The sequence below is a fragment of the Aeromonas enteropelogenes genome, assembly GCF_020097295.1.
Lineage (GTDB): Bacteria > Pseudomonadota > Gammaproteobacteria > Enterobacterales > Aeromonadaceae > Aeromonas > Aeromonas enteropelogenes.
On record NZ_CP083625.1, the window covers coordinates 2,743,118 to 2,765,549 of the forward strand.

The following is a 22,432-nucleotide window of genomic DNA, read 5'->3' on the forward strand; positions in this document are numbered from 1 at the left end:
AATTGAATCCATGCCTGAGTTGTGTCGGGCTCATGGATCTGAATAGCCCGTTTTTTATTTAGCCCTAAAGGGTTAGTCGGTATTTTGCCCGCCGGAAAAGGGCAAAAAATTGAGATACTTCAATAAGTCGACGTTTTCTGATTTAACGCCTTAAAAACCACGTATTAACTTAATTGTCATTTTGCCGTGCCGGAGCAGGTACGTATGACACTTGTGGTCTGGCGGAAAGTGGATAAATACCGTGCGACCTTGCAAAACCCAAGGACAGGATGGGGCCAGCGGCCGGGGAGGGGAGAAGCAGATAGCAAAAAGCCGACCCTGGGGTCGGCTTTGTCGACAAAGGCCTGTAATCAGAACTCTGCGGTGCGTGGGGTACGCGGGAAGGGGATCACGTCGCGCACGTTGCCCATGCCGGTCACGTAGACCACCAGACGCTCGAAGCCCAGACCAAAGCCGGAGTGCGGCACGGTACCGTAGCGGCGCAGGTCGCGATACCACCAGTAGTCTTCCTTGTTCAGACCCATCTCGGCCAGGCGGGCATCCAGCACGTCCAGACGCTCTTCACGCTGGGAGCCACCGATGATCTCGCCGATGCCCGGGGCCAGTACGTCCATGGCGGCAACTGTCTTGCCGTCGTCGTTGAGACGCATGTAGAAGGCCTTGATGTCTTTCGGGTAGTTTTTCACCACCACCGGAGACTTGAAGTGCTCCTCGGCCAGATAGCGCTCGTGCTCGGAGGAGAGATCGATACCCCAGGAGACCGGGAACTCGAACTTCTTGCCGCAGTTTTTCAGCACTTCGATGGCGTCGGTGTAGTCAATCTGGGCGAAGTCGGAGGCGACGAAGCGCTCCAGACGGCCGATGGCGTCCTTGTCAACGTGCTGGGCGAAGAACTCCAGATCGTCGCGACGCTCGGTCAGCACGGCGTTGAAGACATACTTCAGCATGGCTTCGGCCAGGGCGGCGTTATCTTCCAGATCGTTGAACGCCACTTCCGGCTCGACCATCCAGAACTCGGCCAGGTGACGACTGGTGTTGGAGTTTTCGGCGCGGAAGGTCGGCCCGAAGGTGTAGACCTTGGAGAGGGCGCAGGCATAGGTTTCGGCGTTCAGCTGGCCGGATACGGTCAGGAAGGCCTCTTTGCCGAAGAAATCTTCGTTGTAGTCCACCTTGCCTGCGTCGGTACGCGGCAGGTTTTCCAGATCCAGGGTGGAGACGCGGAACATCTCGCCGGCACCTTCGGTGTCGGAGGCGGTGATGAGCGGCGTGGCAACCCAGATGAAGCCCTGCTCGTGGAAGAAGCGGTGGATGGCCTGTGCCAGGCTGTTGCGCACCCGGGTCACGGCGCCAACGATGTTGGTGCGCGGACGCAGGTGGGCCTGCTCGCGCAGGTACTCGATGCTGTGGCGCTTGGCGGCCATCGGGTAGGTGTCCGGGTCTTCGACCCAGCCGACCACCTTGACGTCGGTGGCCTGCAGCTCGAACGCCTGGCCGCTGCCTTGGGATTCGGCAACGACGCCGGTCACTTCCACGGAGCAGGCGGTGGTCAGACGCAGCACTTCATTCTCGTAATTGGCCAGGGTATTGGGAACGACGGCCTGTACCGGATGGAAACAGGAGCCATCGGAAATGGCCAAAAATGAGATCCCCGCCTTGGAATCGCGGCGAGTCCGGATCCACCCTCGTACAGTCAGGGTGGTGCCAACCGCATGTTTACCGGTCAGCACATCTACTACGGATGCGTGCGTCATCGAAATATTGTCTCCAGCTTGTTCTTGCAGCGCTATGGGTCTGGCCCGGGCATTCAAGGGCCCATCATGGCAGACTAAGCCGTTAATCTTACCCGTGCAGGTTTGATAAACAAGCAAAAATGTCGGACTCTGCTGGGGTTTGCAGCATGTTTTGCGCGAGACGAGAGTCATCAACGCAGGAGAGGCGGGTGAAAGAGCGACGACGTGGGCCGGATTGGCTGACCAGGGTATTGCGAGGGCTGGTGGTGCTCTGCTGGGGGGGCTTTATCGTGCTGCTCTCCCTCTATCACTATGCTCGCCCCGAGATAGCCTACGGCTTTCTGGTCTATGGCGGCATTGAAGTGCGAAACTACTGGGAGCCGGCGTTGACTCCCTGGCTGGTGTACGGATTGTGGGGATGTTGCGCCCTCACCCTGGGGGTCTTGCTGCTGGAGCGCAAGCGCAGCCGGCGCCGGGACGATGCCCGTCATATCAATCTGGCCATCCTGCTGCTGATTTTGCTGGCCAGCCTGCTTTTTTATTACGTCGGTTAGCCTGCTGCCCGGTCGTTCTCTTCGTCCGGCTTCTTGGGGCGCTTGCCCAACTGGCGCTCCACGCTGTCGAGCATCTGGTTGTAGGCGAGCGCCACCCGGCCAATCTCGTCACCGTCGTCCCCCTCCAGGCGGTGGCCGAAGTCGTGCAGATCGGTGGCCTCCTCCATGGAGCGGGTCAGCTGGTTGAGGGGGCGAACGATCCAGGTGCGAATGACCCAGAGGGTGAGCAAGAGCCCCAGGCCGAAGATGACGGTGAGGCTCAGCGCCGAGGTGAGGATGTTCTGCTCGACCCGGGTAAAGAGGGAGTCGAGGGAGTAGTCAAAGCGCACCGCCCCCAGCACGCTGTTTTCCGCCACCTGGTGGCAACTGGTGCAGTCTGTGCCGCGAAAATCCTTTCTGGCCAGCAGCGGTTGGGTCACCACCAGCCGACTGTGCATGCCGTCATGTACCACCTCCAGACTGCCTTTCCCCGCCAGTGCCAGCTCATCGAACCTGTCTTTGGGCTGCTCGCTCTCGAAGCCGGAACCATACTGCTTGCTCACCCCCTCGCCGCGCACGATGCGGGCATCTTCCACATGGGCGTGCTCCAGAAACTTGGTGCGCAGGGTATCGCGGGCATCCATCTTGCCGGTCAGCATCAGCATGTTGAGGCCGTCGAAATAGGCTTCGGTTTGCTCGCGGCTCTGCTCCTTGATCAGGGTCAGGATGAGGTCGCGCTCCCGTACCGCCTGATAGGCCGCGGAAAAGACCAGCACCATGGAGAAGATGAACAGCAGGAAGAAGTTGATTTTGGCAGCAATGGAGAGGCGCATGGAGAGTCGATCTGTATGGTAAAACCGGTACAGTCTACCCTCCCGTGCGCCTCAGGTCTGGTGTTTTGCTCACATTCTGGCTAATGGACTCAGATTAAGTTGCCATTGCAATGCAACAAATGGCGATGCTCGTCCGTCAGCCTCAATACTCACCCTGATGGATGGCCTCATGAATCGCGCGGGTCAGCACGCCGAGCTCTTCAGGAGTGATGACAAATGGCGGCATCAAGTAGATGAGCTTGCCAAAGGGGCGGATCCAGGCCCCAAGTGACACGAACTTGCGCTGGATGCGTGCCACGTCCACCCGCTCCTTCATCTCCACCACGCCGATTGCGCCGAGTACCCGCACGTCCGCCACCGCCGGGTGCAGGGTCAGCTCGACCAATTCGGTGCGCAGTTGGTGCTCGATGGCGCGCACTCGCTCCTGCCAAGGCGAGGCCAGCAGCAGCTCGATGGAGGCATTGGCGACCGCACACGCTAATGGATTGCCCATAAAGGTGGGGCCGTGCATGAAGACCCCCGCTTTCCCGTCGCAGATGGTGCGGGCGACATGTTCGGTGGTCAGGGTCGCCGACAGGGTGAGGTAGCCCCCGGTGAGCGCCTTGCCCAGACACATGATGTCGGGGCTGATGCCGGCCCAGTCGCAGGCAAACAGTTGGCCGGTACGGCCAAAGCCGGTGGCAATCTCGTCGGCAATCAAGAGCACGCCGAACTCGTCGCACAGGGCGCGCACCCACTGCAGATAGCGCGGGTGGTAGAAGCGCATGCCGCCCGCCCCCTGGACTATGGGTTCGAGCACGATGGCGGCGATTTCCTCATGGGTGTCTGCCATAAGCGTCGCCAGCTCCACTACGCACTGCTCGTCCCACTCGGCGTGAAAGCGACAACTGGGGGCCGGGACGAAATAGTGCTCGGGCAGGAAGCCCTGGTAGAGCTCGTGCATGCCGCCATCCGAATCGCACACGCTCATGGCGCCGAAGGTGTCGCCGTGATAGCCGCCGCGCAGGGAGACAAACCTGGCACGCGGCGTGCCCCTGGCGTGCCAGTACTGCTGGGCCATCTTGAGCGCCACCTCCACTGCCACCGAGCCGGAATCTGCCAGAAACACCCGATCCAGTCCGGCCGGGGTGATCGCCACCAGTTTGCGACAGAGCTCCACCGCCGGGGCATGGGTCAGGCCGCCAAACATCACGTGGGACATCTTGCCGAGCTGGGCGGTGGCGGCCGCATCGAGCTCAGGCACCTGATAGCCGTGCACGCAGGCCCACCAGGAGCTCATGCCATCCACCAGTTCGCGGCCGTCGCTGAGGGTGAGGGTCACCCCCTTGGCGCTGGCCACTTCATAGCAGGGCAGGGGATGGGTGAGGGAGGTATAGGGGTGCCAGACGTGGTGCAGGTCGAATTCTTGGTTGGTCATTTGTTGTTCTGTTGTCAATTTGTTGGATCTGGTCGGTGTTGACAGTCTACGCCTGCTCTCTACACTAGCCAACAATTTCAGCCACTTGGCCCTGCGCGCACTTTTGCTCGCCCGGGCCCGGTGGCGGATTTTGCACGCACTCCAGGGAGGCAGCGCAGGATCCCACCTATCACAACCGGAAGCCATGTATGAATGCTCTCACCCGGGGCGGCCACGCCCTTCGTCACGACTGGACCCTCGCCGAGGTTCAGGCCCTGTTTGCCCTGCCATTCAACGATCTGCTGTTCCAGGCCCAGACGGTGCATCGCGCCCATTTCGATCCCAACGAGGTGCAGGTGAGCACCCTGCTCTCCATCAAGACCGGCGCCTGCCCGGAAGATTGCAAATATTGCCCCCAGAGCGCCCGTTATCACACCGGGCTCGAGGCCGAGCGGCTGATGGAGGTGGAGAAGGTGCTGGAGAGGGCCCGCGAAGCCAAGGCCAACGGGTCGTCGCGTTTTTGCATGGGGGCGGCCTGGCGCAACCCCAAAGAAAAAGACATGCCCTATATCCTGCGGATGATCGAGGAGGTGCGCGGGCTCGGCATGGAGACCTGCATGACGCTAGGGATGCTCACCGCCGATCAGGCGGCGCGCCTCGGCGCCGCCGGCCTTGATTACTACAACCACAACCTCGACACCTCGCCGGAGTTTTACGGCGACATCATCACCACCCGCACCTATCAGGACAGACTCGATACCCTGGAGCACGTGCGCGGCGCCGGCATGAAGGTCTGCTCCGGCGGCATCGTCGGCATGGGGGAGCAGGCCAAGGATCGGGCGGGCCTCTTGATGGCGCTGGCCAACCTGCCGCGCCACCCGGAGAGTGTGCCCATCAACATGCTGGTCAAGGTGAAGGGGACGCCGCTGGAGAACCAGGAAAACCTGGATCCGTTCGAATTTATCCGCACCATCGCCGTGGCGCGCATCATGATGCCGGCCTCCCATGTGCGCCTCTCAGCCGGACGGGAGAAGATGAACGAGCAGATGCAGGCCATGTGCTTTATGGCGGGGGCAAATTCGATTTTTTATGGCTGCAAGCTGCTGACCACCCCGAATCCGGACGAAAACAGCGACATGCAGCTCTTCAAGCGGCTCGGCATTCGCCCCGCCCAGCGGGCCCAGAAGCCGGATCAGGTGCAAGAAGAGGAGCTGCTTGCCGAGGTGAGTCGCCAGAGCGAGCCAAGGGATCTCTTCTATGACGCCACCAAAACGAAGACCCCCAGTGCCAGCGGCGTTCGCTCATGAACGCCCAGGTTGTAAAGGGCCCCTTCGCGCTGGGGGAGGCGCTGGCAGCGCGTGAGCAGGCCGCCCTGCTACGCAGCCGCGTTGCCAGCGACGGGGCGAGCGGCGGGCGACTCAGGGTGGCGGGACGAGAGTACCTCAACTTCTCCGCCAACGACTATCTGGGGCTGGCGGATCACCCCGCCATCAAGGCCGCCTTCAAAGAGGGCATCGAGCGCTATGGCGCCGGCGCGGGCGCCTCGCCGCTGGTGACTGGCTACAGCCGGGCTCATCAGCAGCTGGAAGAGACGCTGGCCGAGTGGCTCGGGCTGGAGGCGGTACTGCTCTTTAACTGCGGCTTTTCCGCCAATCAGGCGGTGCTGAAAGCCTTGCTCGGCAAGGATCATTTGCTGTGGCAAGACAGGCTCAACCACGCCTCCCTGCAGGAGATGGGCAGCCAGCTTCCCTGCAGGATGAAGCGCTTTGGCCACAACGATATGGCGGCCCTTGAACGTCAACTTGAGCCAAACCGCGGGCTCATCGTCTCGGAGGGGGTGTTCAGCATGGACGGAGATCAGGGCCCCTGGGCTGAACTTGCAACATTGGCCGCCCAAAGCGGCAACTGGCTGATGATCGACGATGCCCACGGCCTCGGCGTGCTGGGATCCGAGGGGCGTGGCACCCTGGCGGTCCAGGGGGTGGATCCTGCCCGAGTGCACATCCAGATGGGCACCTTTGGCAAGGCGCTCGGGGTAGCTGGCGCCTTTGTGGGCGGTAGTCGCGAGCTGGTGGAGTATCTGGTGAACTTCGCCCGCCACTATGTTTACAGCACCCATATGCCGGCTGCCCAGGCCTGTGCGATCACTAAAAGCATCGAGCTGGTGCGCGGGGCCGACGAGTCCCGTGCCCATCTTGTCCGCCTTATTGCACGTTTTCGGCAGGGGGCGCAGGCATTGGGTTGGCAGCTTGGCACAAGCGATACCCCCATCCAGCCGCTGCTGGTGGGGGAGAGCAGTGCCGCCCTGCAATTGGCCGAGCGGCTGCGGGGGGGCGGCGTCTGGGCTGGTGCCATCCGTCCGCCCACTGTGCCGGTCGGCACGGCGCGTCTTCGCATCACCTTGAGCGCCGCTCACCGCGATGAGGATATCGATCGGCTGCTTGATGCCCTCGGCCCTTGCCCCTTTGTCTACAGCGCGGGAGGCACTCGGGATGCATGAGCGTTTTCAGTCGGTCGACAAGGCCCGCCTCGCCCGCCGCTTCGGCGCCGCTGCCCGACACTACGATGCCCACGCTCGCTTTCAGCAGGAGGTGGGGCAGGCGCTGCTGGGGTTGATGCCGCAGGGGTCGACCTGTCTGGTTGGCTGTGATGTGGCCCGCGCCGGGCTGGATCTCGGCTGCGGCACCGGATATTTTCTGCCCGCACTCGCCGATCGCTGTCAGAGCCTGGTGGGGCTGGATCTCGCCCCCGGCATGCTGGCCCGGGCCTTGGAGCGCGGCAGCGGCGCCCGCCTGGTGTGTGGCGATGCCGAGCAGTTGCCCTTTGCCGACGAGGCGTTTGATTGGGTCTTCTCCAGCTTGGCCCTGCAGTGGTGCGAGCGGCCGGCCCAGGCCTTTGGCGAGCTGATGCGGGTGCTCAGACCCGGTGGCCAGCTCTTTTTCTCCACCCTGCTGGACGAGTCGCTCTGGCAACTGCGCACCGCCTGGCAACAGGTGGACGGCCGTGCCCATGTCAATCGCTTCCTCAGCCTGCCACAATTGGAGCAGGCGCTGGCGGCGGCCGGGGTCACCGCTCCCCGCTTGCAGTGCCAGACCTGGGATCTTGCCTATCTTGACGTGACCCAGCTGCTGCGCGATCTCAAGGGGATAGGGGCCAACGAGGTCAACGACAACCAGGCCAACAGCGGCGCCGGTCTGAGCGGCCGCGCCCGCTTGCAGCGCCTTGGCCAGGCCTACGAGGCCTTTCGCCAGCCGGATGGCCAGCTGGTCGCCAGCTATCGGGTCTGTCTTGGCCGGATCGACAAACCGGTCTGACGCGAAGCGGATGTTGGAATTGCGGCGTGGCAGGGGCAGTGAGCTCGCTGTCACGCCAGGGAGAGAACAAGATGAAATCATTTTTTATTACCGGCACCGATACCGACGTGGGCAAGACCCTGGTGGCCCGCACCCTGCTTAGGGAGTTCAGCGCCCAGGGTATCCGCTGCGCGGGTTACAAGCCGGTATCGGCGGGCTGTGCCCGCACTCCGGACGGGCTGCGCAATCTCGACGCCGTGCTCTTGCAGGAAGCGGCGAGCCTCGCGCTGCCTTACGATCTGGTCAATCCGTTTGCCTATGAGCCCCCCATTGCCCCCCATATCGCCGCCAGCGAGGTGCGCCAGCCCATCGACATACAGGGGATCAGCGAGGGGCTGCGCAAGATTGAACAGGCCGGGGCCGAGCTGACCGTGGTGGAAGGGGCGGGAGGCTGGTATCTGCCGCTGGATCGCCAGCATCTGATGTCGGACTGGGTGAAGCAGGAGAACATGGCGGTGATCATGGTGGTGGGGGCCAAGCTGGGCTGTCTCAACCATGCTCTGCTCACCTTTGCCGCCATTCGCAACGACAACCTGCCGGTGGCGGGCTGGGTCATCAACCGGCTGCATGGCGCCATGAGCCACTATCAGGAAAACCTGGACACCTTGAGAGGCTTGATACCTGCTCCGTTTTTGGGTGAAATCCCCTTTGTAAACAATCCACTTGAAGCGAATTTGCAGGGACGGCTGGATATCTCCCCACTGCTGTGACGACACATTCAGCGAACATTCATCGAATTTTCCTAGAATGTGGGCATTAACATGGGCAGGAGAGATCCGTTTTCCCCGTCCGTGTCCCTTATTTTCACAAGGAGTCTATATGAAGCGAATAATGCTATTCCTGGTGACCAACCTGGCCGTCATGCTGGTGCTGGGGGTGGTACTCAACATCCTGTTCTCGGTTCTGGGGATCAACAAGTCCAGTATTTCCGGTCTGTTGGTATTCTGTGCCGTGTTCGGTTTTGGGGGCTCCTTCATCTCCTTGCTGATGTCCAAGTGGATGGCCAAGCGCAGCTATGGCGTCCAGGTCATCGAACAGCCCCGCAACGAGACCGAGCACTGGCTGGTGAGCACTGTGGCCCGTCAGGCCCGTGAAGCCGGCATCAAGATGCCGGAAGTGGGTATCTACGATTCCCCCGAGATGAACGCGTTCGCCACCGGCGCCCGTCGTGACGACTCGCTCGTCGCTGTTTCGTCCGGCCTGCTCTACAGCATGAGCCGCGATGAGGCGGAAGCCGTGCTGGCACACGAGGTGAGCCACGTGGCCAACGGCGACATGGTGACCCTGACCCTGATCCAGGGGGTGGTGAACACCTTCGTAATGTTCTTCGCCCGTATCGTGGCCGGCGTCATCAGCAACTTCTTCAGCTCCAACAACGAGGAAGAGAGCAGCAGCACCGGCGGTTTTGCCTACATGATCACCGTATTCGTGCTGGAGATGGTGTTCGGCGTGCTGGCCTCCATGATCGTCATGTGGTTCAGCCGTCAGCGTGAGTTCCGCGCCGACGCAGGCGCCGCCAAGCTGGCCGGCCGCGACAAGATGATCGCCGCCCTCGAGCGCCTCTCCCGCGGTGCCGAGCCGCAGATGGAAGGCGCCATGATGGCCTTCGGCATCAACGGCAAGCGCTCCATGAGCGAGCTGTTCATGAGCCACCCGCCCATCGAGCAGCGCATCGCCGCCCTGCGCGGTTAAGCGACCTGCCATGAAAAACGGCTGCCCTCGGGCAGCCGTTTTGCTTTTAGGCCCCGGACTCAGAGCTTGAAGTGGGCCATCTCCTGGCGCAGCAGCCGTGACAGCTGCTTGAGCTTGGCCGCCTCCTGGGAGACGTGGCGCGCCGCCTCGCCCGACTGTTCGGAGAGGGAGGTGATATTACCTACGGTGGAGACCACCTCGTTGGCGGCGGTAGATTGCTCGCGCAGGGTGTGGCTGATCTCCCCCATCAGTCCGGTCAGGTTGGCGGCGTGGCTCTGGATGCTGGCGATAGCCTCACCGGTCTGGTTGGCCAGGCTCACCCCGCGCGAGACGTTGTTGACCGTGAGCTCCATGCTGCGGATGGAGGTGTCCGCCCCGCTCTGGATCTTGCCTATCATGCCGGTGATCTGCTGGGTCGAGGCCGCCGAGCGGCTGGCGAGGTTGCGCACCTCGTCGGCCACCACGGCAAAGCCGCGCCCCTGCTCCCCGGCCCGGGCCGCCTCGATGGCGGCATTGAGGGCCAGCAGGTTGGTCTGGTCGGCGATGCCGCGGATCACCTCGATGATGTCGGAGATCTGCTGGGTATGGTTGTTGAGGTCGGCAAGGCTGCTGGCGGCATCCCCCACCGTGCTCGAGATGTTCTCTATGCTGTCGAGGGTCTGCTTGATGACGCCGGCGCCCTGTTCCAGGGTATCGGCGGAGACCTTGCTCAGCTCGTCGGCGTGGGTGGCGTTATCGGAGAGGTGGCTGATGCTCACCACCAGCTCTTCGATGGCGGCCGCCATGGTCTGGGTGCTGCTTTGCTGGGAGGTGGCGAAGTGGGCTGTCTGCTCGGCAATCTGGGCAATGCTGTCGGCCGACTCCGACAGCTCGCCGCTGGAGTGGGAGACCTGGGCAATGATCCCCTTGAGGGTGGTCTGCATGCCGGCCAGCAGCGCGATCAGGCTATCTTTGGCCCCGTTAGGTACCTTGATCGGGCGAGAGAAATCCCCCTGTGCCAGATTGTTCAGTTCGCTTCTGAGCTGATCGACCGAGGTTCCGACCAGATCGAGCAGCGCCTTGTAGGTGCGCCACAGGAAGAACATCAACACCAGACCCAGGGCGATGAAGAGGTAGCGCAACATGGTCGCAAGGCTTGCCGCGTCATCCACCGCTTGCTGGGTGCGGGTCTCCATCAAGACGTAGAAGTCGTCGATGGGAGACATGATGCGCCCCTTGTTCTGGTGATAGGCCTTGTCATGCATCATGGCGATCGCCTGTTGCTGGTTGGCGGCCAGATCCCCGTCCTGTTGCTGCACCAGCTTGAAGGCGGCCACCTCGGTGTTGACCAGGGCATCGGAGTTGTTCTTGGCCTCGTTGAGTTTGGCCATCTCCTCTTCGGTAAAGCCGGTGTCCTTCATCAGATCGATGAGGCTGCGGCGCAGCCCGCTGTCGGGTCGCGGGTTCTGGCCCGTGGCGGCGACAAAATCCCAATAGATGCGGTTGTAGCCTTGCGGCCGGTTCTGCTCCCCGTTGCGAATGGCCAGGATCCGCATGTACTGCTGTTCGTAGGCGGGATCCTTGGTGATCACATAGGTGCGGGCCAGCCGGGTCAGATCGTCGGAGGATTGCCGAAGTTCGTCGGCCAGCAGATAGGATTGGTAGCGTTGCTGATAGTTGTGTTCGAGCCTGCTTTCCGACCAGCTGTAGGCAAAAAATACCAGTGACAGCAGGATCAGGGTGACAACCGACAGCAGCAGGTTGAGCTGAAAGGCGGGTCTGTTTTGTTCCATGGTTTGAGCGTTCCTTATTCGCGCCAAAGATACCCCCTTGGGCAGACGGCAGAACCCGCTGTCTTGATGGGGTTTTATTTTTGTTGTGAGTATAGGTGGCTGGTCGGATGGAGCAGGGCGCAGGCCAAGAAAAGCGATGTGACGCCGGGAGAGAGATTACGAAGCAGGGAGTTGAAGCAGGGAGATAAAGAGGGAACGCAAGCGGAACAAGGGCGCCGGGAGCCAGGCTCCCGGCCTTGTGATTAACGGGGGCCGATCACCAGATCGGTGAGCGGCACGGCGCAGCAGGTGAGGATCTTGCCTTCGGCCCGCTCGGCGGCCGTGATGGCGGGGGCATCCGGGTGCTCCACCTCGCCCTCGAGCAGGGTCTGCTTGCAGCTGCCGCAGATCCCTGCGCGGCAGCTCCAGGGCAGCTCCACACCCTGCTTGTGGGCCTGATCCAGCACGGTGCCCTGATTGTTGCCGGCAAAGGCGCGCTCGCCGATGCGCAGCTGCACCGCCTGATGGGGACGAGCGACCGAGAGAATGGCGCCACCAAAGCTCTCCTGCTGGATGCGTTCGGCGGCAACGCCCAACCCCAGCAGGCGAGCCGTGGCATCGGCCATAAAGCCGTGGGGACCGCAGACAAACACTTCGCGTCCTGCCAGATCTTTCACCTGTTTGAGGTGTTCATCGGCAAGCCGTCCCTTGAGCCCCTGCCAGTGCTCATCGGGCTGGCTCAGGATCAGGGTGAGGGTCATCCCCTGGCGCGCCATGGCGTGCAACTCGTGGGCGGCCGGAATGTCCGCCTCGCTGCGGCACAGGTGCATAAAGTGAACATCCCCGAGCTCCCCGCGCAAGCCTAAGGTACGGGCGATGGAGAGCATGGGGGTCACCCCCGAACCTGCCGAGAGCAACAGCAAGGATCGTCCTGCCCCCAGGTGAAATTCCCCGGCCGGGTCGCTTGCCAGCAGACGGTCACCCACCTGCAACTGCTGGTGCAGCCAGTGGGAGATGCGGCCATCGGCCACCTTTTTGACGCTGATGCTGTAACGCTCCGGCTGATCCGGGGTGGCGCTCAGGGTATAACGGCGTTGAATGCGCTCGTTTTTGATATCCAGGCTGATGGGCAGGTGCTGGCCCGGCAGATAATCCGGCAAGGGTTCGCCGTCGGCTGCCTCGAACCAGAAGGTCTCCAGATCCCGGGCCAGGGGCTCGCGGGCCACGCACACCAGCTCGCGCTTTTTCGGGGCCGCGTTGGGATAGACGGGGGGGCGGGCGGTCTCCAGCACCTCTATCTCGCTGCCCGCCTCGATCCACCCCTCGTTGAGGGCCACCAGATTCTGGCCAAAATAGACCTCCCCATCCTCACCCCGGCGGTAACGGGTGAGGGTGGCCAGCGGCTCTTTCAGGGCATTGAAGCGATCCGTGCCAGGCTCCACCGTGGTCATGATGCAGCGACTGCACGGCTTGGCCACCAGAAACTCCACCTCGCCGATGCGGATCCGCTTCCAGCTGTCCTCCTCGAAGGGGCGAGTGCCGCTTGCCACCAGGTTGGTGCGAAACTGGCTCATCTGGTGCAGAGCATCGGATCTCAGGTTGAGATCCTCAAGCGAACCCTGGCTGATGAGCAGCAGGGGGTAGCCGTCGGCAAAGCTGACCCGGGTGCCTGTCTTCTCCCGAAAGCGGTTGGACTCTTCGCCAAGCCAGAGCAGTTGCACCGGCTCGTTTGCCACCCGGCTTAGCCATGCATCGGCCAGGGCGTGGGTGTGCAGGGCATTGAAGTTGTCCTTCCAGACGCCGGTGGCCTGCGGGGTCAGGCTGAACTCGGCCTCCAGCAATGTGAGCGGCTCGAACCCCGGATAGCGCAGCAGCAGGCCGCCATCAATGGGGGTGGCCTGCACTTGTTGCAGCTGGGGGTGGGTGCGGGCTGTGATGAAGGTGCCATCGGGCTTTACCACCATGTAGCGGCGATCCCCCAGCAGACCCTCCTCGGTGACCCGGGCGCGGGTCAGCGCCATGCCTGCCGTCGATTTGACGGGATAGAGATGAATGCTGTCGAGGGTTGGCATGTCCGGCTCCTTGTGACGTGGCTGCGTTGCCCGGGAAGAGGGCAACATAACGGTTTATGGCGTGAGCGGCAATTGCGGCAGGTTGCGGATTTTGGGGCTGGCGATGGCAGGCCGCAGGCGCGTTCACGATGACGACCCGTTTGCATGGGTGCTACATGGGTCACAATTCGGACGCGATTGCCCATAAAATGCAACATTTTTTGATCCCGATCGGCCAAGGCGTACAAAAAACAGTCCACTATCGAGTCAGCTTCCAGTTTCTGACGCTTTCGCTTCTTCCCCCTCCGGCCACCGTCTGCCCAGGCTACACGGTATCAAGCGCACTCGGATGGGGCCTGTCCCACAACAAGAAGAAAGCAATGTATGAGCAAACAACTGGATATGACCCCATTGCCGGATCTCTCCCTGAAAACGGGAACAGGCCCGGTGCGTACCCGGCTACCCGTTTGGCGGCCGGCCCTGCCACCCTGCAATCACGCCTGCCCGGCCGGTGAAAACATTCAAGCCTGGCTCTCCCTGGCCCAGGCCGGGCGCTTTGAAGCGGCCTGGCAGACCCTGATCGAAGAAAATCCTCTGCCTGCCGTCCACGGCCGAGTCTGCTATCACCCTTGCGAGAGCGCCTGCAACCGCGCCCAAGTGGACGAAGCCGTCTCCATTCATGCCATCGAACGCTTTCTCGGTGACGAGGCGCTGGCCCGGGGCTGGCAGCCGGCGCCTCCCGCGCCCGCCAGCGGCAAGAAGGTATTGATCATAGGCGCGGGCCCCTCCGGGCTTTCTTGCGCCTGGCACCTCAACCGGCTCGGTCATCAGGTGGAGATCCGCGAGGCGGGCCCGCTCGCCGGCGGCATGCTGCGCTTTGGCATCCCCGCCTATCGATTGCCCCGCGACGTGCTGGATCGTGAGGTGGCCCGCATCCTGGCCGCCGGGGTGACGCTGACCCTCAACCACAAGGTGGAGGATGTGCTGCGTGAGCGCGATGAGGGGGGCTTTGACGCTGTCTTTATGGCCATCGGTGCCCATCTGGCCAAGCGGGTCGACATTCCGGCCCGGGAGGCGGGCAAGATCCTCGATGCGGTGAGCTTTCTCGAGCAGGCAAGCCTGGCCGAAGAGCAGGGGCTGCCGCTTCCCAAACTGGGGCGCCGGGTAGCCATCTATGGTGGCGGCAACACCGCCATGGATGCGGCCCGCACCGCTCGCCGCCTCGGGGTGGAGGAGGCGATGATCATCTATCGCCGCGACCGGGATCATATGCCGGCCCACGCCTTCGAGGCTGATGAGGCCGAGGAGGAGGGGATCAAGATCAACTGGCTGCGCAGCATCCGCCAGCTCGACAACACCAACATAGAGGTGGAGGTGATGGCGCTGGATGCTGAGGGCAAGCCGGTGCCTACCGGCCAGTTCGAGACTCTGGAAGCTGACTCTCTCATTCTGGCGCTGGGTCAGGAGGTCGACCTCTCCGTACTGGAGAGCATCCCTGGCGTGCGGGTCAACCGGGATGGGGTGGTGCAGGTTGGCGAAAACCTGATGACCGACGTACCCGGTCTCTTTGCCGGCGGCGACATGGTGCCCTCCGAGCGCACCGTCACCATCGCCACCGGCCACGGCAAGAAGGCGGCGCGCCATATGGATGCCTGGCTGCGGGGGCGCCACTACCAGAAGATGCTCTCCTATCCGCTGGTGGGGCCGGAGCAGTTGCAGCTCTGGTTCCAGACCCATGCGCCCGCCAGCAGCCAGCCGGTGAAACCGACCTGGGCGCGGGACGACTTTGGCGAGATCATCGGCGGGCTGGACGAGACGGCGGCCCGCTACGAGGCGGCGCGCTGCTACTCCTGCGGCAACTGCTTCGAGTGTGACGGTTGCTACGGCAGTTGCCCCGAGCAGGCCATCGAGAAACTGGGGCCGGGCCACGGTTATCGGGTGGATGCCGAGCGCTGCACCGGCTGCGGCGCCTGCCACGACCAGTGTCCCTGCCACGCCATCGAGCTGCGCCAACCACAGGAGTCCCTATGAAACATGAACTGATCATGGTTGACGGCAACGAGGCCGCAGCCCGGGTGGCGTACCAGCTGAGCGAAGTGTGTGCCATCTACCCCATCACCCCGAGCTCGACCATGGCGGAGCTCGCCGATGCCTGGGCGGCGGAGGGGCAGACCAACCTCTGGGGCAACATCCCCACTGTGGTGGAGATGCAGAGCGAAGGGGGGGCGGCCGGTACGGTCCACGGCGCCCTGCAGGCGGGGGCGCTCGCCACCACCTTCACCGCGAGTCAAGGGCTGATGCTGATGCTGCCCAACATGTACAAGATCGCAGGCGAATTGACCTCGGCGGTGTTTCATGTGGCGGCCCGTTCGCTGGCGGCCCAGGGGCTCTCGATTTTTGGCGATCATCAGGACGTGATGGCGGCGCGCAGCACCGGCTTTGCCATGCTCGCCTCCGGTTCGGTGCAGGAGGCGCAGGATCTGGCGCTGATTGCCCACAGCGTCACCCTGCAGTGCCGGGTGCCCTTCATTCACTTCTTCGACGGTTTTCGCACCTCCCACGAGGTGAACAAGATAGTGGCCCTGCACCGGGACGAGATCCGCGCCCTTATCGACAACGACTGGGTGCGCGCCCACCGCGCCCGGGCGCTCAACCCGGATCATCCTGTGATGCGCGGCACTGCCCAGAACCCGGATACCTACTTCCAGTCCCGCGAGAGCGTCAACCCCTTCTACGAGGCGGTGCCGGCCCGGGTGCAGCAGTGCATGGAGAGCCTTGGCAAGCTGACCGGTCGTCACTACCAGCTGGTGGAGTATCACGGCGCCCCCGATGCCACCGACGTCATCGTGCTGATGGGCTCAGGGGCGGCCACCGCTCGCACCACGGTGGATTGGTTAAACCAGCAGGATCGCAAGACCGGGGTCCTGGTGGTGCGCCTCTATCGCCCCTTCCCGGTGCAGGCACTGCTCGATGCCTTGCCCGAGAGCGTGCGCCGCATCGCCGTGCTGGATCGCACCAAGGAGCCGGGCGCTGGCGGCGAGCCCCTACTGCTGGATGTGCAAAGTGCGCTTATCGATGGCTTGCAACGAGGCCTTATCAAGCGCCTGCCCTGGCTCAGTGGCGGTCGCTACGGTTTGTCTTCCAAAGAGTTCACCCCCGCCATGTGCGCCGCCGTGTTTGAGGAGCTTGCATCCGATGCGCCGCGCCCGCGCTTTACCGTGGGGATCGTGGACGACGTCTCCGGCCTCAGTCTGGCCTGGCACCCCATCGGCGATCTGGAGCCCGCGAGCCGGGTGCGGGCACTGTTCTTTGGCCTTGGCGCCGATGGCACGGTCGGCGCCAACAAGAACAGCATCAAGATCATCGGCGAGCTGGAGGGCTTCCACGCCCAGGGCTACTTCGTCTACGACTCCAAGAAGTCGGGCTCGCGCACCGTCTCCCACCTGCGCTTTGGCCCCGAGCCCATCGACGCCCCCTGGCTTATCGAACAGGCGAGTTTTATCGGCTGCCACCAGTGGGGCTTTGTGGAGTCGGTGGACTTGCTCGAACACGCCGCAGAAGGGGCAACCCTGCTGCTTAACGCGCCTTTTGAGGCCGATGCGGTGTGGGATCAGCTGCCCGAGCGGCTGCGCGCCCGTATTCGCGCCCTCAATATCCAGCTCTACTGCATCGACGGGGATAGGGTGGCCGAGCAAAACGGCATGGGCAATCGCATCAATACCGTGATGCAAACCTGCTTCTTCGCCCTGGCCGGCATCTTGCCGCGGGATGAGGCGATTGCGCTCATCAAGGAGAGCATCGAGAAGAGCTATGCCCGCAAGGGGCCCGAGGTGGTGGCGCGCAACTTCGCGGCGGTGGACGATACTCTGGCTCACCTCTACCGGGTGAGCATTCCGGACGGGGAGGACAAGGCGGGCGACTATCCGCTGCCCCTGGCCCCCGGCGGCAGCGAGTTTGTCCAGCGGGTCACAGGCGAGATGCTGGCGGGGCGCGGCGATTTGATCCCCGTCTCCATGCTGCCGGTGGATGGCACTTACCCCACCGCTACCAGCCGCTTCGAGAAGCGGGATATCGCCCGCGAGATCCCTATCTGGCATTCGGATATCTGCATCCAGTGCGGCAACTGCGTCTTCGTCTGCCCCCACGCGGCGCTGCGGGCCAAGTTCTATCACCAGGACTGGCTGGCGAGCGCCCCCGAGGCGGCGCAGTCGGTGCCGGTGACCGCCAGGGGCTTTCCCGACAGCCGCTACACCTTGCAGCTCTATCCGGAGGATTGCACCGGTTGCGGCCAGTGCGTGCAGGCCTGCCCGGTGCGAGCCGGCGCCGATGAGGAGCACGAAGGCGAGCGCGCCATCGTCATGATGGACAAGATGCCGCATCTGGCTGGCCAGAAGCAGGCACTGCACTGGTTCGAGAGCCTGCCGTGGCCTGCCCGCGAGCGGGTGGATTTCTCCACGGTGCGCGGTGCCCAGTTCCTCGAGCCCCTGTTCGAGTTCTCCGGCGCCTGTGCGGGCTGTGGCGAGACGCCCTATCTGAAGCTGCTGACCCAGCTATTTGGCGATCGCATGCTGGTGGCCAACGCCACCGGCTGCTCCTCCATCTATGGCGGCAACCTGCCCACTACCCCCTGGGCCAAGAATGGCGAAGGCAAGGGGCCGGCCTGGTCCAACTCCTTGTTCGAGGACAACGCCGAGTTTGGCTTTGGTTTTCGTCTCACAGCCGATCAGCACCACGCCCAGGCGATGGCGGCGCTGCAGGCCATGAAGGGGGATCTCGGTGAGACACTGGTCGATACTCTCATCAATGCCCCGCAGCGGCTGGAGTCGGAGATCCGCGCCCAGCGGAGCCGGGTGGCGCAGGTGCGCGAACGACTGGAGGAGGTGCGATCAAGCCGGGCTCAGGAGCTGCTCTCGCTCATCGATCAGCTGGTGCGCCGCTCGGTCTGGATCATCGGCGGCGATGGCTGGGCCTATGACATCGGCTCGGCAGGGCTCGATCATGTGCTCGCCTCCGGGCGGGATGTGAACGTGCTGGTGATGGATACCGAGGTCTACTCCAACACCGGCGGCCAGATGTCGAAATCGACGCCGCTCGGTGCCGTCGCCAAGTTTGCGGCGGGGGGCAAGACGCTGGCCAAAAAGGATGTGGCATTGCAGGCCATCTCCTACGGCAACGTCTATGTGGCTCGCATCGCCTTTGGCGCCAACCCGCAGCAGGCGCTGCAGGCCTTGCGCGAGGCAGAGGCCTATCCGGGCCCGTCCCTTATCATCGCCTACAGCCACTGCATCGCTCACGGCATCGATATGGAGTTTGGGCTGACCCAGCAAAAACGCGCCGTGGCCTCCGGTCACTGGCCGCTGATGCGCTACAACCCTGTGTTGCGCAGTGCGGGGCAGAACCCCTTTAGCCTCGACAGCCTGCGCCCCTCCATCCCGCTTGCCGACTACCGGGCCGAGGAGACCCGTTACCGGGTGCTGGCCCAGAGTCATCCGGAAGAAGCGCTGCGGCTGATGCAGGTTGCCCAACAAGTGGCGTGGCAGAAATGGGCCACCTACGAGGAGATGGCTACCCGCGGGGCCAGCCAGTTTCATCCGCCGGTGTGATGGTTGGTTTTAATCGATATAACCAAGCGGGCCAATGGCCCGCTTTTTGTGTTGGCTAAACATCTATTTGTAAAAAAATTGCTATTTATACATTTCTAACACGGCATTCATATCTGTATTTATTGAAAATAAGTAGTAATGGTGTTGATATGTTGGGGGATTACTTGATAGAAAATCCCATCTAAGAGGATTTTTATTGGCCATGCAATGACTAGATTTAATTTTTATGGAGGTATGCTTGAGTATTGGTGAAATAGTATCGATAACTAAAGATATCGTGCTTGCATTATGTGGTGTTGGAACTTTTTCTCTAGCTGTTTATGGTGTGAAAAACTGGGCTCGTGAGCTTAAAGGTAAAACTGAGTTTGAAGTATCACGGCAGTTTATTCGTGCGGTATACAAGTTTCGAGATGAAATAGAATATTCTCGTTCTCCAATGACTTTGGCGAATGAATATCCTTTAGAATATGACCCAATGAATAAAAACGAGAAATATCAAGCAGAAGCTTGGGCACATGTATTTTCAAATAGATGGAAGCCTGTTGTAAATGCAGTGTTGGAACTTGATGCACAGGCCTTAGAGGCTGAAGCCCTTTGGGGGGCAGAAGTAAAGCAACTTGTAAATGATCTTAGGCGCAATGCTCAATTACTACGCGTCGGAATGCAAGCGATTATTGATAATGAAATGAACGGTAATCAAACTTTTCAATCTAATCCTAATTTGGCAATGCAAATGAGAGGGCGAGTATGGAAACAAAGTCATGATCATGGTGATGAAATAACGGAGTCTATGATATCCATTGTAGGAAAGCTGGAAAACTTTCTGCGCCCATATTTAAAACGAAATTAATTTATTAATGTGTGTGTAAGGGAGAGTTTTTCTCCTTTTTATATAGGTATATATGTTTTTATTTCGGATTTATGTCCTAATAAAGGCTTTCTTTTCCTCACAAGGCAGGTAAGCTGCGGGGCAAATAGCGTCAAGCAGGAGAAGGGGACGATGACAGAACAACATATATCCGGGACGATCGGCATTCTGGGGGCGGGGTGGCTCGGGCAGCCGCTGGCGCAAGCCCTGCTGGCAGCTGGCAAACAGGTGGCGGTGACGGTCAGCAGCGCCGAGAAGGCGGTCCGTCTGCAGGGGGAGGGGATCCATGCCCATCCGCTGACGATTTCTGCCCATATGCCCGTCGCTGATAAAAAAGAGCAGTGGCCCATCCCCTGCGAGACCCTGGTGATCTGCGTGCCGCCCAGCAAGACCGATGATTATCCGGCAGCGGTGGCGCAGGCCTGCGCGCTTGCCAAAGCGCACGGCACCCGGCGAGTGCTGTTTGTCAGCGCCACCTCGGTATGGGGCGCAGGCCAAGCGGAGGGTGAGCAACCCAAACCGCGTCATGCCCGCGGCGAGCGGATGCTGGCGGCGGAGCTGGCGGTGCAGGCGGCCGGGTTCGAATGCGTGATGATAGTGCGCCCCTCCGGTCTTTATGGCCCGGATCGTCATCCGGGGCGCTTTTTGGCCGGCAAGACCCTGGAGGGGGGCGCCCAGGCGGTCAATCTGGTGCATCTGGACGATGTGGTGGCCGCCTGCCTGCTGCTGCTGGAGCGGGGCAAGGATGGGGATGCCTACAATCTGAGCGCGCCGGTTCATCCGCGCCGCGAGCAGTTCTACCCCTTTGCCGCGCGCCAGCTGGGGCTGCCCGCGCCGGTGTTTATCGAGCCTGCCGGGGAGTTTTTGCCCATCGACGGGCTGCGCATCTGCGAGCAACTGGGATTCAACTATCGCTGGCCCGATCCGGCCCACTGGTTCGCCGAGCTGGCGGCCCGTGGCAATTGAGGTTTGCCAAGGGGCAGATCGCCCCCTATCATGCCGCCCATCCATGAGAGAGAGGCAGTAATGATGGTAGATACACAACGTCACCCCGATGGGGAGCTGTTGCTGAGAACTCTGGCGATGCCAGCCGATACCAACCCCAATGGCGACATCTTTGGTGGCTGGATCATGTCCCAGATGGATATAGGTGGGGGCATCATGGCCAAGGAGCTGGCAAAGGGACGTATTTGTACCGTATCCGTCGAGGGCATGACCTTTCACAGCCCGGTTAAAGTAGGGGACGTGGTCTGCTGCTACGGCCGCTGCATGAAGATCGGCCGCAGCTCCATGAAGCTCAAGCTGGAGGTGTGGGTCAAGCCGGTGTTGCGTGAAAACGACGCCCAGCGTTACTGCGTGACCGAGGGGGTCTTTACCTACGTCGCCATCGACGAAAACGGCAAATCCCGCCCGGTTCCGGTGAGCGAGTGATCAGAGCAACCGGGCATTGATGATGGATATTTCCTGCTCAAGCCCGGTTTTTTGCCGTATCATGCGTTCCAGCATCTCTTCCGACCCGACGTATTGCAGGGTGTCAAACAGGCAGAGATCGCACTGCGGGTCCCGTCTGATCTGGTAGACGGTGGCAAGTTCCACTTGATGACAATTTCCTTGTTGATCATAAAACGTCACGTTGTACCTGAGTTCTTTCGCCATGGGGGCATCTCCTCCTGGTTGAGCGGAACGGGAACTTATCAGCTTAGTCGGCACTCATGACGTTTGTGATGGTCACAGCACAATGCAAAGTAGCCAATGAAAAATAGTTATCGCATTCTGGGTACCTCTCTGCTGACCCTGGGGTTGGTGGGCTGTTTCGACGTGCCGGATCAGAACCATCTGGTGACCGCGCAAGGAATCGTGCCGGATCTCGATTGCCAGCGCCCGCCACTGGTGGCGCTGGCGACCACGGCGCTGCCGCGCGAGTTCGGCATTACCGTGTGGAATCTCTACAAGGGGCAGCGCAAGAACTGGCGCGAGGGGATGGACCAGTACGCCAAGGGGCAGGATCTGGTGCTCTTGCAAGAGTCGGCGACCCGTCCCGAGATGCTCGACTGGCTGCGCGCCGGGAATTTCCAGTGGCAGCAGTTGCAGGCCTTTACCCAGGGTTCCGTTTCGTTTGGCGTGATGACGGTGGCCAAGACCCCGCAGGCGTTCGTCTGTGGCGTGCGCTCCCCCGAGCCGCTGCTGCGTATCCCCAAATCCGGGCTGGTGAGCCTCTATCCGCTACAGGGCGATCCTGACGGCGTGCTGGTGATCAATCTGCATGCGGTCAACTTCGAGCTGGGGATGGCCACCTTCCGCGAGCAGCTCAATGATCTGACCGCCCTGGTGCGCCGCCATCAGGGGCCGGTGATCCTGGCCGGGGACTTCAACACCTGGAGCGACAAGCGCCAGTTCTGGTTAAACAAGCTGGTGGACGAGCTGGGCCTGCAGGAGGCCGTGCCCGTGCCCGACTTGCGCCGCACCGCTTTCGGCCGCCCGCTCGATCACCTCTACTACCGCAATCTGGACCTGGTGGAGGTGAGCTCGCCCGCGACCGATTCCTCCGATCACAACCCCATCGTTGCCCGCTTCGCGGCCCAGTCGCTGACCCCCTGACAAGGGATGATGTGCGAGTTTTGC

General features: G+C 61.9%; 18 protein-coding genes. 12 read left to right on the plus strand and 6 right to left on the minus strand.

The window, feature by feature from the left end; all coding sequences use genetic code 11:
- Nucleotides 1–350: 350 nt before the first annotated feature.
- Nucleotides 351–1,751, minus strand: a complete 1,401-nt coding sequence (gene asnS / locus LA321_RS12990) for an asparagine--tRNA ligase (protein WP_042025569.1) — start codon at nt 1,749–1,751, stop codon at nt 351–353.
- Between the two features lie 188 nt (nt 1,752–1,939).
- Here asnS and LA321_RS12995 point away from each other — a divergent pair, with 188 nt between their 5' ends.
- Nucleotides 1,940–2,284 carry a hypothetical protein gene (locus LA321_RS12995; protein WP_042072055.1) on the plus strand — a complete coding sequence of 115 codons (345 nt, stop codon included), beginning with the start codon at nt 1,940–1,942 and terminating at the stop codon, nt 2,282–2,284.
- On the opposite strand, the gene LA321_RS13000 is transcribed toward LA321_RS12995, so the two are convergent.
- Nucleotides 2,281–3,096: a HAMP domain-containing protein gene (locus tag LA321_RS13000; RefSeq protein WP_042072053.1), complete on the minus strand. Its 816-nt coding sequence runs from the start codon at nt 3,094–3,096 to the stop codon at nt 2,281–2,283. The two genes, LA321_RS12995 and LA321_RS13000, sit on opposite strands and share 4 nt — an antisense overlap.
- A gap of 142 nt (nt 3,097–3,238) precedes the next feature.
- Nucleotides 3,239–4,513: an adenosylmethionine--8-amino-7-oxononanoate transaminase gene (gene bioA / locus LA321_RS13005; RefSeq protein ID WP_042072052.1), complete on the minus strand. Its 1,275-nt coding sequence runs from the start codon at nt 4,511–4,513 to the stop codon at nt 3,239–3,241.
- A 188-nt stretch (nt 4,514–4,701) separates the two neighbouring features.
- On the opposite strand from bioA, the gene bioB reads away from it, so the two are divergent.
- From bioB to htpX, 5 genes are all read left to right on the plus strand, one after another.
- Nucleotides 4,702–5,799, plus strand: coding sequence for a biotin synthase BioB (bioB, locus tag LA321_RS13010; protein ID WP_042072051.1), 1,098 nt, complete (start codon nt 4,702–4,704; stop codon nt 5,797–5,799).
- The gene (gene bioF, locus LA321_RS13015; RefSeq protein ID WP_042072050.1) at nt 5,796–6,992 is read left to right on the plus strand and encodes an 8-amino-7-oxononanoate synthase; all 1,197 of its coding nucleotides are present in this window, start codon (nt 5,796–5,798) and stop codon (nt 6,990–6,992) included. Before bioB ends, bioF begins: the two co-directional genes overlap by 4 nt.
- Nucleotides 6,985–7,806, plus strand: a complete 822-nt coding sequence (bioC, locus tag LA321_RS13020) for a malonyl-ACP O-methyltransferase BioC (RefSeq protein WP_042072049.1) — start codon at nt 6,985–6,987, stop codon at nt 7,804–7,806. The genes bioF and bioC overlap by 8 nt, the downstream gene beginning before the upstream one ends.
- A gap of 71 nt (nt 7,807–7,877) precedes the next feature.
- Nucleotides 7,878–8,555, plus strand: coding sequence for a dethiobiotin synthase (bioD, locus tag LA321_RS13025; RefSeq protein WP_042072047.1), 678 nt, complete (start codon nt 7,878–7,880; stop codon nt 8,553–8,555).
- A gap of 109 nt (nt 8,556–8,664) precedes the next feature.
- On the plus strand, nt 8,665–9,537 hold the full coding sequence (gene htpX / locus LA321_RS13030) for a protease HtpX (protein ID WP_042025577.1): 873 nt from the start codon (nt 8,665–8,667) through the stop codon (nt 9,535–9,537).
- A gap of 59 nt (nt 9,538–9,596) precedes the next feature.
- On the opposite strand, the gene LA321_RS13035 is transcribed toward htpX, so the two are convergent.
- On the minus strand, nt 9,597–11,309 hold the full coding sequence (locus LA321_RS13035; protein WP_042072046.1) for a methyl-accepting chemotaxis protein: 1,713 nt from the start codon (nt 11,307–11,309) through the stop codon (nt 9,597–9,599).
- A 242-nt stretch (nt 11,310–11,551) separates the two neighbouring features.
- Nucleotides 11,552–13,360, minus strand: coding sequence for an MOSC N-terminal beta barrel domain-containing protein (locus tag LA321_RS13040; protein WP_042072045.1), 1,809 nt, complete (start codon nt 13,358–13,360; stop codon nt 11,552–11,554).
- Between the two features lie 363 nt (nt 13,361–13,723).
- Between LA321_RS13040 and LA321_RS13045 the strand changes: the two genes are divergently transcribed.
- The 5 genes from LA321_RS13045 (at nt 13,724) to yciA (ending at nt 21,241) form a co-directional block, all read left to right on the plus strand.
- Entirely contained in the window at nt 13,724–15,370 is a 1,647-nt protein-coding gene (locus LA321_RS13045; protein WP_042072043.1) for an NAD(P)-binding protein, read from the plus strand.
- Complete coding sequence (gene nifJ / locus LA321_RS13050) at nt 15,367–18,942, plus strand: pyruvate:ferredoxin (flavodoxin) oxidoreductase (RefSeq protein ID WP_042072042.1); 3,576 nt, start codon at nt 15,367–15,369, stop codon at nt 18,940–18,942. Before LA321_RS13045 ends, nifJ begins: the two co-directional genes overlap by 4 nt.
- Before the next feature lie 238 nt (nt 18,943–19,180).
- Complete coding sequence (locus LA321_RS13055; protein ID WP_156141093.1) at nt 19,181–19,792, plus strand: hypothetical protein; 612 nt, start codon at nt 19,181–19,183, stop codon at nt 19,790–19,792.
- 150 nt (nt 19,793–19,942) lie between these two features.
- Entirely contained in the window at nt 19,943–20,776 is an 834-nt protein-coding gene (locus tag LA321_RS13060; RefSeq protein WP_042072041.1) for an NAD-dependent epimerase/dehydratase family protein, read from the plus strand.
- A gap of 60 nt (nt 20,777–20,836) precedes the next feature.
- Nucleotides 20,837–21,241, plus strand: a complete 405-nt coding sequence (gene yciA, locus LA321_RS13065) for an acyl-CoA thioester hydrolase YciA (protein ID WP_042025585.1) — start codon at nt 20,837–20,839, stop codon at nt 21,239–21,241.
- Here the strand turns inward: yciA and LA321_RS13070 are convergent, their stop codons facing one another.
- Nucleotides 21,242–21,466, minus strand: coding sequence for a hypothetical protein (locus LA321_RS13070; RefSeq protein ID WP_026458683.1), 225 nt, complete (start codon nt 21,464–21,466; stop codon nt 21,242–21,244). It lies immediately after the preceding gene.
- A gap of 96 nt (nt 21,467–21,562) precedes the next feature.
- Between LA321_RS13070 and LA321_RS13075 the strand changes: the two genes are divergently transcribed.
- Nucleotides 21,563–22,408, plus strand: a complete 846-nt coding sequence (locus tag LA321_RS13075; RefSeq protein WP_042072039.1) for an endonuclease/exonuclease/phosphatase family protein — start codon at nt 21,563–21,565, stop codon at nt 22,406–22,408.
- Nucleotides 22,409–22,432 lie beyond the last annotated feature (24 nt).